The organism is Methylobacterium sp. 22177, assembly GCF_052045615.1.
GTDB classification, from domain to species: Bacteria; Pseudomonadota; Alphaproteobacteria; order Rhizobiales; family Beijerinckiaceae; genus Methylobacterium; species Methylobacterium radiotolerans.
In genome coordinates, this window is record NZ_JBQEPK010000004.1 from 154,915 (window position 1) to 169,648 (window position 14,734).

At 75.3% G+C, this 14,734-nt stretch carries 12 protein-coding genes; 5 read left to right on the top strand and 7 right to left on the bottom strand.

Annotated elements, in window-relative coordinates:
* Positions 1-16 precede the first annotated feature (16 nt).
* Positions 17-2,311, top strand: a complete 2,295-nt coding sequence (locus ACTJK8_RS06865; protein WP_440761735.1) for a ComEC/Rec2 family competence protein — start codon at positions 17-19, stop codon at positions 2,309-2,311.
* On the opposite strand, the gene lexA is transcribed toward ACTJK8_RS06865, so the two are convergent.
* Positions 2,305-3,033, bottom strand: a complete 729-nt coding sequence (gene lexA, locus ACTJK8_RS06870) for a transcriptional repressor LexA (RefSeq protein ID WP_440761736.1) — start codon at positions 3,031-3,033, stop codon at positions 2,305-2,307. The two genes, ACTJK8_RS06865 and lexA, sit on opposite strands and share 7 nt — an antisense overlap.
* A 249-nt stretch (positions 3,034-3,282) precedes the next feature.
* On the opposite strand from lexA, the gene ACTJK8_RS06875 reads away from it, so the two are divergent.
* Positions 3,283-3,732 (top strand): hypothetical protein, encoded by a 450-nt coding sequence (locus ACTJK8_RS06875; protein WP_012318998.1) that lies wholly within the window; start codon positions 3,283-3,285, stop codon positions 3,730-3,732.
* Between the two features lie 18 nt (positions 3,733-3,750).
* Here the strand turns inward: ACTJK8_RS06875 and ACTJK8_RS06880 are convergent, their stop codons facing one another.
* Complete coding sequence (locus ACTJK8_RS06880; RefSeq protein WP_012318997.1) at positions 3,751-3,966, bottom strand: hypothetical protein; 216 nt, start codon at positions 3,964-3,966, stop codon at positions 3,751-3,753.
* A gap of 80 nt (positions 3,967-4,046) precedes the next feature.
* Between ACTJK8_RS06880 and ACTJK8_RS06885 the strand changes: the two genes are divergently transcribed.
* The gene (locus tag ACTJK8_RS06885; protein WP_024830256.1) at positions 4,047-5,288 is read left to right on the top strand and encodes an NRAMP family divalent metal transporter; all 1,242 of its coding nucleotides are present in this window, start codon (positions 4,047-4,049) and stop codon (positions 5,286-5,288) included.
* Positions 5,289-5,350: 62 nt separating this feature from the next.
* Positions 5,351-5,890: a formaldehyde-activating enzyme gene (fae, locus tag ACTJK8_RS06890; protein ID WP_012318995.1), complete on the top strand. Its 540-nt coding sequence runs from the start codon at positions 5,351-5,353 to the stop codon at positions 5,888-5,890.
* A 39-nt stretch (positions 5,891-5,929) separates the two neighbouring features.
* Here the strand turns inward: fae and ACTJK8_RS06895 are convergent, their stop codons facing one another.
* The 4 genes from ACTJK8_RS06895 to ACTJK8_RS06910 are packed head-to-tail and all read right to left on the bottom strand — an operon-like array spanning position 5,930 to position 12,201.
* Positions 5,930-6,394 (bottom strand): hypothetical protein, encoded by a 465-nt coding sequence (locus ACTJK8_RS06895; RefSeq protein ID WP_012318994.1) that lies wholly within the window; start codon positions 6,392-6,394, stop codon positions 5,930-5,932.
* Positions 6,395-6,438: 44 nt separating this feature from the next.
* Entirely contained in the window at positions 6,439-9,729 is a 3,291-nt protein-coding gene (locus ACTJK8_RS06900) for an error-prone DNA polymerase (protein WP_440761737.1), read from the bottom strand.
* Entirely contained in the window at positions 9,726-11,489 is a 1,764-nt protein-coding gene (locus tag ACTJK8_RS06905) for a Y-family DNA polymerase (RefSeq protein ID WP_440761738.1), read from the bottom strand. Before ACTJK8_RS06905 ends, ACTJK8_RS06900 begins: the two co-directional genes overlap by 4 nt.
* Positions 11,416-12,201, bottom strand: coding sequence for an ImuA family protein (locus ACTJK8_RS06910; RefSeq protein WP_051475893.1), 786 nt, complete (start codon positions 12,199-12,201; stop codon positions 11,416-11,418). Before ACTJK8_RS06910 ends, ACTJK8_RS06905 begins: the two co-directional genes overlap by 74 nt.
* Before the next feature lie 225 nt (positions 12,202-12,426).
* On the opposite strand from ACTJK8_RS06910, the gene ACTJK8_RS06915 reads away from it, so the two are divergent.
* Positions 12,427-13,353: a collagen-like protein gene (locus ACTJK8_RS06915; protein ID WP_440761739.1), complete on the top strand. Its 927-nt coding sequence runs from the start codon at positions 12,427-12,429 to the stop codon at positions 13,351-13,353.
* Between the two features lie 25 nt (positions 13,354-13,378).
* On the opposite strand, the gene ACTJK8_RS06920 is transcribed toward ACTJK8_RS06915, so the two are convergent.
* Positions 13,379-14,596, bottom strand: a complete 1,218-nt coding sequence (locus tag ACTJK8_RS06920) for a TIGR03862 family flavoprotein (RefSeq protein ID WP_012318989.1) — start codon at positions 14,594-14,596, stop codon at positions 13,379-13,381.
* Positions 14,597-14,734: the final 138 nt, after the last annotated feature.

The following is a 14,734-nucleotide window of genomic DNA, read 5'->3' on the forward strand; positions in this document are numbered from 1 at the left end:
GAGCGGGGCGGCGGCGATGCGGCGGATCGGCGCGAGGCGGGCGGGCGGCGCGGTGGCGCTGATCGGCCCGCGCGTCCGAGCCCTCCCGCCCGCCCTACCGGCGCTCCGCGGCTGGGTCGCCGCCGGTCTCGCCCGCGAGGCCGAGCAGCGCCGGCTGTTCCCCTGGCTGGCAGTGGCCTTCGGCGGCGGGATCCTGGTCTACTTCGCGGCGGCCGACGGCGCGCCGAGCCTGGCCGCGCCCCTGATCGCGGCCGCCTTCGCGCTGGCGCCGGTTCCCGTCCTCGGCGCGCGGCCGGCGGCCCTGGCGGCGGCGCTCGCGGTGGCGGCCGCGCTCCTCGGCTTCGCGGCGGCGACCTGGCGGGTCACGCAGGTCGCCGCGCCGATCCTGACGCGCACCACGATCGGTCCGCTCGTCGGAACGGTCGAGGCCCTGGACGAGCGCGAGGTCGGCGCCCGGCTGGTGATCCGGGTGGAGAGCTTCGCCGGCCTCGCGCCCGAGGCGCGGCCCGCCCGGGTGCGGGTCTCGTTCCGCAAGACGCCGATCCCGCGCCCCGGGGACGTCGTCGCCGCCACGGCGCGGCTGCTGCCGCCCCCGGAGGCGGCCCGGCCCGGCGGCTACGACTTCGCCCGGGACGCCTACTTCCAGGGGATCGGCGCGGTGGGCTCGCTGGTCGGCGCGGTCACCGTCCGGGCGCCGTCCGAGCCGCCGCCGCTGGGCCTGCGGCTCGCCGCGGCACTGGACGCGGCCCGCAACGGGCTCACGCGCCGGATCGCGGAGGCCGCCGGCGGCCAGGCGGGCGCGGTGGCGGCGGCCCTGGTGACCGGCAAGCGCGGCCTCATCGGACCGGCGACCAACGACGCGCTCCGCGCCGCGGGCATCTACCACGTGGTGTCGATCTCGGGCCTCCACATGGTGCTGGCCGCCGGCGTGGTGTTCTGGCTGGTGCGGGCGGTCCTCGCCACGGTGCCGCTCTGCGCGCTCCTCTGGCCGATCAAGAAGATCGCGGCCGGCTTCGCCATGGTCGGCGTCACCGCCTACTGCGCCTTCTCGGGCTGGGACATCGCGGCCGAGCGCTCGCTGATCATGACCCTGATCATGCTGGGCGCGATCCTGGTGGACCGGCCGGCCCTGTCGATGCGCAACCTCGCCCTCGCGGCGCTGATCGCCCTGGCCCGGGAGCCGGAGGGCCTGCTCGGCCCGAGCTTCCAGATGTCCTTCGGCGCCGTGGCCGGGCTGATCGCCTGCGCCCGGCTGATCGACGGGCGGCTGTTCGTGCGCCCCGGGGCCGGGCGGATCGGCCGCCTCGTCGGCACCGGCCTCTCGGCGGTCACCGGGACCCTGGCCACGACCCTTGTGGCGCAGGTCGCGACCGCGCCCTTCGCCACCTACCACTTCCAGACGGTCCAGCCCTTCGGGCTCGTCGGCAACGCCCTGACTCTGCCGCTCGTCTCCCTGGCGGTGATGCCCGCCGCGGTGATCGGCTGCCTCGCCTATCCCTTCGCCCTCGACCGGCCGGTCTGGTGGCTGATGGGGCGGGCGGTGGCCGGCATGCTGGCGATCTCGGACTGGATCGCCGGGTTCGAGCGGGCGAGCCTGGTGCTGCCGGCCTTCGGCGCCGCGGCGCTGACCCTGCTGACCGCGGGCCTGCTGCTGGCGACGCTGCCGGCCTCCCGCCTGCGCTGGCTCGCCGTGCCGCCGGTCCTGCTCGGCCTCGGCCTCGCGGCCCGGCCCGACCGCTACGACCTCTACGTCGACCGGCAGGGCGCGGGAGCGGCGGTGCGGGGTCCGGACGGGCGGCTCGCGGCCCTCGGAAGCCCCTCCGGCTTCGTCCTCGAGCAGTGGCTGAAGGCGGACGGTGACGGGCGGCGGCCCGCGGCGCTCATCGTCCGGTCGGGCAGCGGGCGCTGCGACCGGCTCGGCTGCACCGCCCGGCTGCCGGACGGGCGGGCGGTCGCCCTCGTCCGGGACAGGCGGGCCTTCCCGGAGGACTGCGCCCGCGCCGCGGTGCTGATCACCTTCCTCGCGGCGCCGCCGACCTGCACGGGCCCCCTGGTGATCGATCGGCAAGTCCTCGCCGCCCGCGGGGCCGTGGCCCTCCGGACCGACGGCGACGGCTTCGCCGCGCGCTTCGCCCGGGACGACGGGCGCGCCGTGCCCTGGCGGCCGGCCCCGGGACGCGATCCGGGACGCGATCCGGGACCGCCGCGGCCGGTCACCGCGGAGCCGGGCGACCGCGCCGCGGAGGACGGGGCCGCCGCGCCGGGCGGAGACCTCGCTCCCGGCGACGCGCCGGCCGAGCCGCTTCAGTAGCGGCGGACGAGGCTGACGAGGCGGCCCTGGATCCGGACCCGGTCGGGCCCGAGCACGCGGGTCTCGTAGGCCGGGTTGGCGGCCTCCAGGGCGATCGAGGAGCCGCGGCGGCGCAGGCGCTTGAGCGTCGCCTCCTCGTCGTCGATCAGCGCCACGATGATGTCGCCGGTATTGGCGGTGTCCTGCTTGCGGATGACCACGAGGTCGCCGTCCAGGATCCCGGCCTCGACCATCGAGTCGCCGCGCACCTCGAGGGCGTAGTGCTCGCCGCCGGCCACGAAGTCCGGCGACAGGGTGATGGCGTGGCTCTGGTTCTGGATCGCCGAGACGGGCGTACCGGCCGCGATCCGGCCCATGACGGGGATCGAGATGGCCCGGCCGGACTCTTCGATCATCCGCGTGCTCGCCGGGGCCGGCGGCTGCTTGGACTTGCCGCCCTCGACCACGCTCGGCGTGAAGCGGCGCGGCTCGGCGGGGGTCTGGGGCGCCGGCGCGGCCTGCGTCAGGCTCTCGGGGATGCGGATCACCTCGATGGCGCGCGCCCGATTCGGCAGGCGCCGGAGAAAGCCGCGCTCCTCCAGCGCCGTGATCAGCCGGTGGATGCCGGATTTCGACTTGAGGTCGAGGGCATCCTTCATCTCGTCGAACGACGGCGGGACGCCGCATTCCTGCATCCGGCTCTGGATAAATCGCAGGAGGTCCAGCTGCTTGCGCGTGAGCATCGACGGGGGACTCGCGGCTTGGCGGACCGCCACGTGACGGTCTCCGAAACAAATCACGAACAGGTTAAACGTTCCGCAAGTGTTCCGCAAGAGCGGCACCGCCACGCTCGGCGCGCCGCGGCGCGCCCGCGGGACAAGGCGGAGAAACGCATTGACGGCGCAAGCGGAGCCGTTTCAATGCACCGCGGTGCCCCGCCGGGCAGGCGGCGGATCCGGGGCGCGGGCTGGGACCCTCTTGGAATGACGAGGATGCGACGACCCGCGGCTCTGCTGCCCCTCGGCCTCGCCGCCCTCGGCCTCGCCGGCTGCACCACCGGGTTCTCCTACATCTCGCGGAACTACGTGGCGCTCACCCCCCAGGTCGTGACGATCGGCTGCAAGGAGCCCTACGAGGTCTACGACAACCGGCAGCTGCGCCGGATGCTGATCGTCTCCAACGCCCTGCGCGAGTACACCGGCTGCAATCTGAGCGAGGTCCGGATCGATCCGGAGCCGGACGCCACCCGGGTGAAGCGCTTCCGCACCGCCGCCCGGGCCTATCTCGACGAGACCGTGCGCGAGGATTGCCGGATCACCGGCGAGACCGTGTTCGATCCGCTGAAGACCGAGTTCGCCTACGCGTGCGACGCGCCGATCGAGAAGCGCGGCACGGTGGTCCCCCGCCTGCCGGGCCGCAACCCCGGCCTCGGGGTGCGCTGACCGGCCGGCGGCGCGCCGTCAGGCGCCCGGCTTCGGGAAGGTCCGCTCCGCCGCGTCCCCGGCGGCGGCGAGCAGGGCGCGGGCGAAGGCCCGGGCCTCCGCCCGGTCGAGCACGATCGCGGCGGTCACCGGCGCACCGCCGAGGTCGGCGAGGGCGAGTTCCAGGCGCACCCCGTCGGGCACGGCGCTCGCCTGCAGGCTCCAGCCGGAGCCCCGATCCGTGCTCTCCGCCATCTCACGCTCCTCCCGCCTGCCCCGGGAAAACGCCGCAGGCGCCCGCCGGAACCGCCCGTGCGCGGGACTGTTCCCGAGCCGTGCCCAGCGCTTCCCTGCCTCGCCTGTCCGCTTACCTCAAGGCCGCGGGCCCCGGACTCGTGGTGATGCTGGCCGATACCGATGTCGGAAGCCTCATCACGGCGGCCCAGAGCGGGGCGCGCTGGGGCTACGCGCTGCTGCTCCTGCAGATCCTGCTGGTGCCGATCCTGTACGTCGTCCAGGAGCTGACGGTGCGGCTCGGGACCGCCACCGGGCGCGGCCACGGCGCGCTGATCCGGGAGCGGTACGGGCCGGTCTGGGCCTGGATCTCGTACGGCGGCCTCGTGGTCGCCGGCCTCGGCGCCATCGTCACGGAATTCTCCGGCATCGCCGGCATCGGGGACCTGTTCGGGGTGCCGCGGCTCGTGAGCCTCGGCCTGCCGGCCTGCCTGCTCCTCGGGCTCGTCCTCACCGGGAGCTACCGGCGCGTGGAGGTCGTGGCGATCGTGGTCGGACTGTTCGAGCTGGTCTTCGTCGGGCTCGCCGCCGCGGCGCGGCCGAACGTGTCCGAGATCGTCGCCTCCTTCGGGCACATGCCGCTGGGCGACGGTCAGTTCCGGGTGCTGATCGCCGCCAATATCGGCGCGGTGATCATGCCGTGGATGATCTTCTACCAGCAGTCGGCGATCGTCGATAAGGGCCTGGGCTGGGAGCACGCGCGGCGCTCGCGGCTCGACACGCTCGTGGGCGCGGTGATCTCGCAATGCGTGATGGGCGCGATCCTCGTCGCCGCCGCCGCCACGATCGGCAAGGCCGGGCAGGGCAGCGCGAAGGGGCTGGAGACCGTCGGCGACCTCGCGGGCGCCTTCACGCCGGCCCTCGGGCCGTGGCTCGGACAGGTGGTGTTCGGGGTGGGCATCGTCGCGGCGGCCTTCGTGGCGCTCAACGTCGTGGCCCTGGCGCTGGCCTGGGGGTTCGGCGACGTGACCGGCCGGCCCCACTCCCTGGAGCAGTCCCCCCGGGAGGCGCCGGCCTTCTACGGCGCCTTCGCGCTCGCCGTCGCGGCGGGGGCGGGCGCCGTGCAGCTCGTGCCGAACCTCGTGGCGCTCAACATCGCCGTGGAGGTGATGAACGCGCTGCTCCTTCCCCTGGCGCTCGGCCTGCTGATTCTCCTGGCCACCCGGGCCCTGCCCGAGGGACAGCGCGTGGCGGGCGCCTACAAGTGGCTGGTCTACGCGGTGTCGGGCCTCACCGTCGCCTTCGCGATGGTCGGCGTCCTGGACGGGGTGGGCCTGCTCTGACGCGATTGACGCGGGGCCCCCGATGATGTCTCCCGCGGGCTCCGATCAGGTGGAGTTCGAACATGCAAGAGATCTGGTTCCGCGCGGGCGAGGCCACGGTGCTGGCGGCCGAGGGCCAGTACACCGACGCCATGCCGGAGGTGCTGATCGGCTCGGTGCGCGGTCCGGTGGGTCAGGCCTTCGCGTCGATGATGGGGCAGGTCCAGGGCCACACGCGGATGTTCGTGGTGCGCGACCTCAACCAGCTGGTGCGCCCGGCCACAATGATGACCACCAAGGCCACGATCCACACGGCCGAGTACGTCGAACTCCTCGGCGGCGTGGTCCAGGCCGCCACCGGCGACGCGATCGTGGACTGCATCATCGAGGGCATCCTGCCCAAGGACGGGCTCGACGAGCTGTGCATGATCATCATGATCTGGCTCGATCCCCGCTGCGCGGAGGACGACAACCTCGACCAGAAGGACCTCTACCGGACGAACTACGAGGCGACGAAGCTCGCCATCGCCCGCGCCCTCAAGGGCGAGCCGACGGTGGACGAGCTGATCGCCAACCGGAAGACCGTGAAGCACTACGCGCTCGACGGCGTGATCGAGTACTGATCGGCCGCGCGGACCGCATCCTGCCGGCTCAGGTAAGCCTCAGCCCGGCGGGATGCGCCCCACCGAGCAGAGGGTGCGCACCGTGCTGCTGCCCGGGTCGGTGTAGCAGGAGGCCGACCAGCCGTTCTGCTGGATGAACGACTTGCGCCGCTCCGCCAGCGCGGTCCGGTAGGCGTTGGCGATGATCGGCTCGACGGTCGCGGCCGGCTCGCCGACGAGGATCTCGGAGGCCACCGACAGGTCGCGGAAGAAGGCCGCCGAGGGGGCCGGCTCGGCGGAGGTCGCCTGCACGATCGGCTCGGCCCGGCAGGTGACGTCGAACTTGATCGGGCCGGCCACGCGGATGTCGATGCTGGGGCCGGCGCGCTTGCCGACCCGGCCGCCGATCGCGCCGGCGATCTGGCGGGTGAGGTCGTCGCAGCTGTCGGCCCGGGCGGCCTCCGCCAGGAGGGGCAGGGCCGCGCAGGCGGCGAGGAGGAGGCGCGGAACGGCGAAGCTCGACATCGCCGCACTCTACGCCCGGCGCGGGGCCTGTCGAGGGGCGCGCCTCAGTGGAAATCCCGGCTGCGGTACACGCGCCGGTCCGGGGGCACGCCGAAATCCGTGTTCTCGGGCGGCAGCCTCATGCCGGCCTCGCGCAGGTCGCGTAAGGAGGCGGTGAGGTCGCGGAACCCCTCCGCCACGAGGTGGACCACCCCGTCCGCCCGCTGGATCCGGCCGCGCACGGCGAGGAACCGGGCCTGCATGGCGGCCCGGCGGTTGGCCTCGAACACCGCCTTCCAGACGATCACGTTGGCGATACCGGTCTCGTCCTCCAGGGTCAGGAAGACCACGCCCTTGGCGGTGCCCGGCCGCTGTCGGATCAGCACGAGGCCCGCCACCGTGACCCGCGCGCCCTGGGGCAGGGCCGGATCGAGATGGGCCCGGGCCGGGATCGCGCCGATCCGGGCCAGCCGCCCCCGGAAGAAGGCGACCGGATGCCCCTGCAGGGACAGGCCGGTGGCGGAATAATCCTCGGCGACCGCCTCGGACGGGGCCAGGGCCGGCAGGTCCACAGCCGGCTCGTGCCGGAACAGGCCGTCATCGGCGTGCCAGGCGAAGAGCGGCAGCGGCGCGTCCAGCAGATGGGCCCGGCGCTCGCTCGGATCGGCTCGGGCGGCCTTGCGGGCCGAGGTCCCCTCCAGGGTGCGGACCATCCAGAGGGCGGCGCGCCGGTCGAGTCCGAGGGAGCGGAACGCGTCCGCCTCGGCCAGGCGCTCCAGGGCGTTGCGGGGCAGGGCGAGGGACGCCTGCAGGCCCTCGATGCTGGCGTAGCCGTTGGCGCGCAGCCGCACGAGCCGGCGCATGGCGGCCTCGGGCAGGCCGCGCACCGCGCGCAGGCCGATCCGCACGGCGTGCAAGGCCGGATTCCCGCCCGGCTCCAGGGTGCAGTCCCAGTCGCTGGCGTTGACGCAGACGCCGCGCACCTCGACGCCGTGGGCGCGGGCGTCGCGCACCAGCTGGGCCGGCTGGTAGAAGCCCATGGGCTGGGCGTTGAGGATCGCCGCCAGGAAGACGTCGGGGTGGCGGCACTTCATCCAGGCCGAGGCGTAGACGAGGAGCGCGAAGCTCGCCGCGTGGCTCTCCGGGAAGCCGTAGGTGGAGAAGCCGCGGATCTGCGCGAAGCAGCGCTCGGCGAAGTCCTTCGGGTAGCCCCGGCGGGTCATGCCGCCCACGAACTTGTCCGCGAACCCGCCGATCGAGCCGACATGGCGGAAGGTCGCCATGGCACGGCGCAACCCGTCGGCCTCGGCCGGGGTGAAGCCCGCCGCCGTGATGGCGATCTGCATGGCGTGCTCCTGGAACAGCGGCACCCCGTAGGTCTTCTGCAGGACCTCCTTCAGCTCGTCGGCCGGGCCGTGGTCCGGGTGCGGGGCCGGGTACTCCACCGGGTCGATCCCGGAGCGCCGCCGCAGGTAGGGGTGGACCATGTCGCCCTGGATCGGGCCGGGGCGCACGATCGCGACCTGCACCACGAGGTCGTAGAATTCCTTCGGCTTCAGGCGCGGCAGCATCGACATCTGCGCCCGGCTCTCGACCTGGAACACCCCGACGGAATCGGCCTTCGCCAGCATCGCGTAGGTCGCGGGATCGTCCTGCGGCAGATCGGCCAGCGTCGCGTAGAAGGTGCCGTGGTCCCGCTCCAGGAAGTCGAGGCCGCGCTTGAGGCAGGTCAGCATGCCGAGCGCCAGCACGTCGACCTTCATCAGCCCGATCGCGTCGATGTCGTCCTTGTCCCACTCGATGAAGGTGCGGTCCGCCATGGCGCCGTTGCCCACCGGCACGGTCTCGTCGAGCCGGCCGCGGGTCAGCACGAAGCCGCCGACGTGCTGCGACAGGTGGCGCGGGAAGCCGATCAGCTGGTGGGCGAGGTCGAGCGCCTGACGGATCGCGGGGTTCTCCGGGTCGAGGCCGGCCTCGCGCACGTGCCGGTCCGGCATGCCGGTGCCCCAGGAGCCCCAGACCGTGTCGGCGATCGCCGCGGTCACGTCCTCGGTCAGGCCCAGGACCTTGCCGACCTCGCGGATCGCCATGCGCGGGCGGTAGTGGATCACCGTGGCGCAGAGGGCGGCCCGCTCCCGCCCGTAGCGGGCGTAGAGGTGCTGGATCACCTCCTCGCGGCGCTCGTGCTCGAAATCGACGTCGATGTCGGGCGGCTCGCCGCGGTTCTCCGAGATGAACCGGGCGAAGAGCAGCCGGTGCTTCGACGGGTCCACCGCGGTGATGCCGAGGCAGAAGCACACGGCGGAATTGGCCGCCGAGCCGCGGCCCTGGCAGAGGATGCCCCGGCCGCGGGCGAACTCGACCACGTCGAACAGGGTCAGGAAGTAGCGGGCGTAGTCCATCTTGGCGATGAGCCGCAGCTCCTCGCGGAGCGTCGCCGCGACGGCGTCCGGGACCTCGCCGGCGTAGCGCCAGCGCGCCCGCTCCCAGGTCTTCTCCTCCAGGTACTCCTGCGGCGTGCGCCCGGGGGGCACGGGCTCGTCCGGGTACTCGTAACGCAGCTGCGCCAAGTCGAAGGCGCAGGCCTGCGCGATCTCGACGGTGCGGGCCAGCGCCTCCGGGTGGTCGGCGAACAGCCGCGCCATCTCGGGCGGCGGCTTCAGGTGGCGCTCGGCATTGGCCTCCAGGCGGTAGCCGGCGTCCTCGATCCGGCAGCCTTCGCGGATGCAGGTGACCACGTCCTGGAGCGGGCGCCTGTCGGGATGGTGGTAGAGCGCGTCCGAGACCGCGACCATCGGGGCGCCGGAGGCCGCGCCCAGCTCGGCGAGCAGCCCGAGGCGCCGCCGCTCGTCGCCGCGGCGCGTGTGGCTCGCCCCGAGGAAGGTCCGGCCCGGCGCCGCGGCGGCCAGCGCCTCCAGCCGGGCCCGGAAGCCCTCCGGCAGGCGCCGGGCCGGCGGCATGGCGATGAACATCTGCCCCTCCGAGGCCTCCAGCATCTCGGCGAAGGCGAAGCGGCAATCGCCCTTGCGGACGCGCCGGTTGCCGAGGGTGAGCAGCCGGCAGAGGCGGCCCCAGGCCTCGCGGTCCATCGGGTAGGTGACGGCCTCGAACCCCTCCTCGGTGACGAGGCGCACCCCCGGCAGGATCCGGATCGCGGTGCCCTGCGGTTCGAGGGCGCGGGCCGCCGCGTGCGCGCGCACCACACCGGCCACGGTGTTGCGGTCGGCGATGCCGATGGCCTCGAGGCCGTAGGAAGCCGCCTGCGCGACGAATTCCTGCGGGTGCGCGGCGCCGTGCAGGAAGGAGAAGTTCGTGGTGACGGCGAGCTCGGCGTACGGGAGCTGAGGCGCGGTCACGCGAACAGCCCGTGGACGTACCACGCGGCCGGGCGGTCGGGGGCGTGCGGGCCGTCGCGGTAGAGCCAGAGCCGGTGCCCGGCCTCGCACTCGATGCGGTAGTAATCGCGATCCGCGCCGGGCTCGCGCCACCATTCGGCGGCGATCCGCTCCGGCCCCTCGGCATGGGTGACCCGGTGGATCCGGGCGCGCCAGCGGAAGCGCCGGGGCGGCCCCTCCGGAACGGTCGAGAGCACGTCGAGGGCGGCCTCGCCGCGGGGGAAGATGACCAGGGGGCGGGGCGGGAGGTCTTCGGGCCAGGGGGACGCGCGGGTGCGCGCCTTCCCTTCCATCCCTGTGCGGGAGGTTGCCCCCATCGGGGTCGAACGCCGCCCTTGATCGAGGAGCGCACCCGGCCCCCCCTCCCGTGCGGGGTAAGGTCGGGGTGAGGGACGGGAAGCGTCGGGATCGAGCACACCGCCGCCGTGAGAGGCGGTCGCGCCGCGTCCCGCAGGACCTGATCCCTCTCCCTGCCCCTCTCCCTGCCCCTCTCCCTGCCCCTCTCCCTGCCCCTCTCCGGCCACCCAGACCCGGCTCCGGTCGGCCCGCTCGGGCAGGTGGCTCGCCCGGGGCTCGAGCCGCAGGAGCGCCCGCCCGAGGCGCTGCGCCAGGGCATCGGCCAGGACGCCGACCCCGTCGGCCGCGGACGCCGCGCCGAGATCCGTCTGGCGGGCCGGCATGGGACCGGTCACCGTGACGGCGAGCGCCACCGTCTCGAACCCGAAGCCGGCGTCGAGGGCGGAGCCCAGCCGGTCGAGGCGCAGGGAGACGAGGGCCGCGACCCGCTCCGGGCAGCGCTCGGGGCGGGACAGGCCGAGATCGAGGACGCGCAGGGCGCCGTCGACCCGGTGCAGGCTGAGGCGCAGGGCGCAGGCGCCGAGCCCGTCCCGCTCCAGCCGGGGGGCGGTCTCGGCCATCAGGTCCCGGACGGTCCGGACGATGTCCGCTTGCCGCCCGATCGGGTCGAGGAAGCCGCGCGCGGCGGCGTAGGCGGCGGCCTCCGTCAGGGGCGCCAGCGGCTCGGGCCGGCGGGCCAGGGCCTGGTCGAGGCGCAGGAGCAGCGCCGCGCCGAAGCGGCGGGCGAGGGGCCCCCGGGGCAGGGCGTCGAGTTCGCCGATCCGGCGCAGGCCGAGCCGCTTCAGCCCAGCGACCGTACCGGGATCGAGGCGCAGGGCGTCCACGGGGAGAGCCCGCAGGGCCTCGGGGGCCCCGCCCGGCGGCACCACGACCCGGCCGCCCCCGCCATGCCGCGCCAGCGCGAAGGCGCCGCCGGGCGTGTCGGCCAGCGCGATCGCCGCCGGGACGCTGCTCCGCGCGAGCCGGGCGGCCAGGTCCGCGACGAGGTTCGCCTCGCCGCCGCGCAGGTGGCTCGCGCCGGCGACGTCGATGTAGAGCCCGTCCGCCGCCTCACCCGGCCCGAACGGCGCCACGAGGGGCGCGTACCCGCTCGCCCAGCGGCACAGCCGCAGCAGGGCGTCCCGGTCGGCTTCCGGGTCGGCGGGATAGACCTGGAGCGGGACGCCGATCCGCGCCCGGACCCGGCCGAGGGGCTCGCCGACCCGGAGGCCCAGGGCGCGGGCCTCCGGGTCGAGGGCCACGAGCCGCAGCCCGCCGGACCCTTCGGCCGCCACCGCGAGGGGGCCGCGCTCAGGCGCGAGACCCGCCCGCCGCAGCCGCGTCACCGGCCAGTGGCTCAGGCAGATGCAGACGATGCGCGGCATGGTCCCACTCCACAAGCCAGTCGCCGCCCCGCCCGTTGCGGCAGCGGTCGAGCCGCGCCCGCCAGCGCGGCCTGTCCAGAGTCCCGAACCGGTCCCGCGCCGCCGGCGCCGCCGCGATCCGCCAGCGGGTGGCGGCCCCGTTGGGCAGGCTGGCGGGCGCCGGCCGCAGGATCAGCAGCAGCGGCGGCGCGGGCCCTTCCGCGGCGAGCTGCAGGCGCCGGCCCGGCTTCAGCGGCAGCCCGTCCCGCAGGAGGCCGATCAGGGCCGTGAGCGCCCGCGCGTGCAGGGCCGCCTCCAGGGCGCGGAACACCTCCGCGTCGCTGCCGGCTTCCAGCAGCAGCAGGCGGCCGGGGTCGAGGCCGAGGCCGGCGAGACCGTGCCCGTAGGGCAGGGGCTGGCCGGGCGCGGCGGCGATCAGCGCCTCTCCGGGCGCCCGGGCGAGGTGGCGGGCGCAGAGCGCCAGGGCGAAGCCCAGGGCCGCGATCGCGTCCGCGGGCTCGGCCGGCGCGATCTCGTGGGGCGGCCCGAGGACGAGGCCGCCGCCGGGCAGGTGCGCGTCGAGGTCCGGCACGCCGAGCGGCAGGACCAGGGACGGATCCCGGCCCCGGTCCGGCGGCGCGAGGCGCACCCGCAGGGCCGCCAGCCGGGCCCGGGGATCGCTCGGCGCGAGCGCCGCCTCGGTCTCGTCCGCAGGGTCCAGCCCCATCTCCATCGGCTCCGGTCATGCTGGACGATAGGAACAGAACAGGAACAGGCACAAACGGTTTCCGCAGGGTCCCGGAATCGCGCGTGGCGGCAGCGGCTTGGCCTGTGGACGGCTGTGGACGCCGGTGGACTCGACAGCCACCTCTGGGTTCGAGGTCACGGTTGACCGCAATCGCAGGGCGAGACCAATGTCCCGACGCCGCGCGCGTGACGCGGCCGGACCGGACCGCGCATGCGCTCAGCCCTCAGCTCAGCCCTCACCCTGACGTTCCTGCTCGCCCTGGCGGGGGCGGCACTCGGCCAGCAGGCGGATCCGCCGGGTGCCGCCGGTCCGGATCCGGCCGCGTCCGCCCCCGCGACGGGGCGGTCTCGCCCGGCCCGCCCGCGGGTCCGCCACGCGCAGGCCCCGAGCCAGCCGATCATGGTCTACGACGCGCGGATCGAGGCCGGCGACCTGCGGATCTCGGGCTCGGTGCGCAAGCCCGGGGCGATCGTGGTGCTGGACGACGACATCTCGATCCAGGCCGACCGGCGCGGCCGGTTCACCTTCCGGCTGCCCTACCGGCCCTCGACCTGCGTGGTGACGCTGAAGGCGGAGCCGGACGAGCGCGAGGCGGTGGTGGCGAACTGCGCGCCCGAGGGGCCGCCCGGACCGCCCGGTCCCCAGGGTGCGGCGGGACCGGCCGGCGAGACGGGCCCCAAGGGTGAGACGGGCCCCAAGGGTGAGACCGGTCCCAAGGGCGAGCAGGGGCCCAGGGGGGATCAGGGGATCAAGGGCGAGCAGGGCCCTCAAGGCGAGCGGGGCCTCAAGGGCGATACGGGTCCCCAGGGCGAGCCCGGCCCGAGAGGAGAGCCCGGTCCCGCGGGCGCGGTCGGCCCACAGGGCGCACCGGGTCCGAAGGGCGACGCGGGCGCCGCGGGCCCACGGGGTCCGGTCGGACCGCAGGGCGGCCCGGGTCCGAAGGGCGAGGCCGCCGCGGCCAGCCTGCGGCCCGTGCGCAAATCCGACTGCCCGGGGGGCTGCACGATCACCTGCGGGACCGGCGAGATGCTGGTCACGGCCCACTGCCTCAAGGGCGGCGCGCCGGTCTACGAGGGGGAGGGCGCCAGCTGCCCGGCGGAGGCGTCCGGCATCGTCGGGTTCTGCACGCGGCCCTGAGGCGGGCAACCCTGATCCCGGCGGCTCAGCCGCCGGTCTCGCGCAGCCAGTCGAGCATCCCGGCGGCGGCCGCCCGGCCGCCCGCGAAGGCGCCCTGGAGCAGGTAGCCGCCGGTCGGCGCCTCCCAGTCGAGCATCTCGCCGGCCAGGAACAGGCCGGGATGGGCGCGCAGCATGGACCGCCCGTCGAGGGCGTCGAGCCGGACGCCGCCCGCCGTCGAGATCGCCCGCTCGATCGGCGCGGAGGCGGTGAGGGTGATGGGCGCGGCCTTGATCAGACCGGCGAGGGCCCCGGGCTCCGTCGGGAGGGCGCCGCCGGCCGCCTCGCGCAGCAGACCCGCCGCCGCGGGCGCGAGGCCCGCGGCCTTGCGCAGCCGGGTCCCGGCCGAGTCGCCCGGCCGGGACCCGGACAGGCGGCGGGCGAGGGCCTCCCGGGTCAGGTCGGGGCGGAGATCCACGACCAGCCGCGCGCTGCCCACGGCCGCGATCGCCTCCCGCAGGGGGCGCGAGAGGGCGTAGATCGCCCCGCCCTCGATGCCGGCCTCCGTGATCACGGCCTCGCCCCGCACCGTGGTGCCCGCGCAGGTGAGCGCCACCCGCTTCAGCGGCGCGCCGGAGAACCGCTCCCGAAACAGGTCGGACCACGCCGCCGCGAAGCCGGCATTGGCCGGACGCAGGGGCGCCACCGCCACGCCGAGCCCTTCGAGGAGCGGCACCCAGCGCCCGTCCGAGCCGAGGCGGGGCCAGCTGGCCCCGCCCAGCGCCAGCAGGGTGGCGCGGGGGCGGAGGTCCAGGGGACCGTCCGGGGTCTCGAAGCGCAGGCCTTCGGCGATCCCCGTGAGCCGGTGGCGGGTGCGGATCCGGACGCCAAGGCGGTCGAGCCGCGCCAGCCACGCCCGCAGCAGCGGCGAGGCCTTGAAGCTTTGCGGGAAGACGCGCCCGCTCGAGCCGACGAAGGTCGGCTCGCCGAGATCCGCGCACCACGCCCTGAGCGCGTCGGGCGGGAAGGCCGCGATGGCCGCGTCGAGGACGCCGCGCGGATGGTAGCGGGCGAGGAACTCCGCCCGCGCCTCGCTGTGGGTGATGTTGAGGCCGCCGCGCCCGGCGATCAGCAGCTTGCGGGCGACGGACGGCATGCGCTCGTAGACCGTGACCGCGCGGCCGGCCTCCCCCAGCAGCTCGGCCGCGGCGAGCCCGGCCGGCCCGCCGCCCACGATGGCGATTGCATCCCTGTCATCCGGCATGGGCCGGGAGAGCGACAGCCCGGCGCCCTCTGTCAAGGGCGAAGGCCGGATCGGCGCCGGGCGCCATGGGCTGGCCTCCGGCGTTGCGCTAGGAACCGGGTACGTCCGGACCTGCGTTCTTTCCGATCCCGGGCGCCG

What these genes read in the sequence shown, in the direction of transcription:
- ACTJK8_RS06865 (WP_440761735.1), top strand. Translation starts at nt 17, where the DNA reads ATGCGGCGGATCGGCGCGAGGCGGGCGGGCGGCGCGGTGGCGCTGATC.
- lexA (WP_440761736.1), bottom strand. Translation starts at nt 3,033, where the DNA reads ATGCTCACGCGCAAGCAGCTGGACCTCCTGCGATTTATCCAGAGCCGG.
- ACTJK8_RS06875 (WP_012318998.1), top strand. Translation starts at nt 3,283, where the DNA reads ATGCGACGACCCGCGGCTCTGCTGCCCCTCGGCCTCGCCGCCCTCGGC.
- ACTJK8_RS06880 (WP_012318997.1), bottom strand. Translation starts at nt 3,966, where the DNA reads ATGGCGGAGAGCACGGATCGGGGCTCCGGCTGGAGCCTGCAGGCGAGC.
- fae (WP_012318995.1), top strand. Translation starts at nt 5,351, where the DNA reads ATGCAAGAGATCTGGTTCCGCGCGGGCGAGGCCACGGTGCTGGCGGCC.
- ACTJK8_RS06895 (WP_012318994.1), bottom strand. Translation starts at nt 6,394, where the DNA reads ATGTCGAGCTTCGCCGTTCCGCGCCTCCTCCTCGCCGCCTGCGCGGCC.
- ACTJK8_RS06905 (WP_440761738.1), bottom strand. Translation starts at nt 11,489, where the DNA reads ATGCCGCGCATCGTCTGCATCTGCCTGAGCCACTGGCCGGTGACGCGG.
- ACTJK8_RS06910 (WP_051475893.1), bottom strand. Translation starts at nt 12,201, where the DNA reads ATGGAGATGGGGCTGGACCCTGCGGACGAGACCGAGGCGGCGCTCGCG.
- ACTJK8_RS06915 (WP_440761739.1), top strand. Translation starts at nt 12,427, where the DNA reads ATGCGCTCAGCCCTCAGCTCAGCCCTCACCCTGACGTTCCTGCTCGCC.
- ACTJK8_RS06920 (WP_012318989.1), bottom strand. Translation starts at nt 14,596, where the DNA reads ATGCCGGATGACAGGGATGCAATCGCCATCGTGGGCGGCGGGCCGGCC.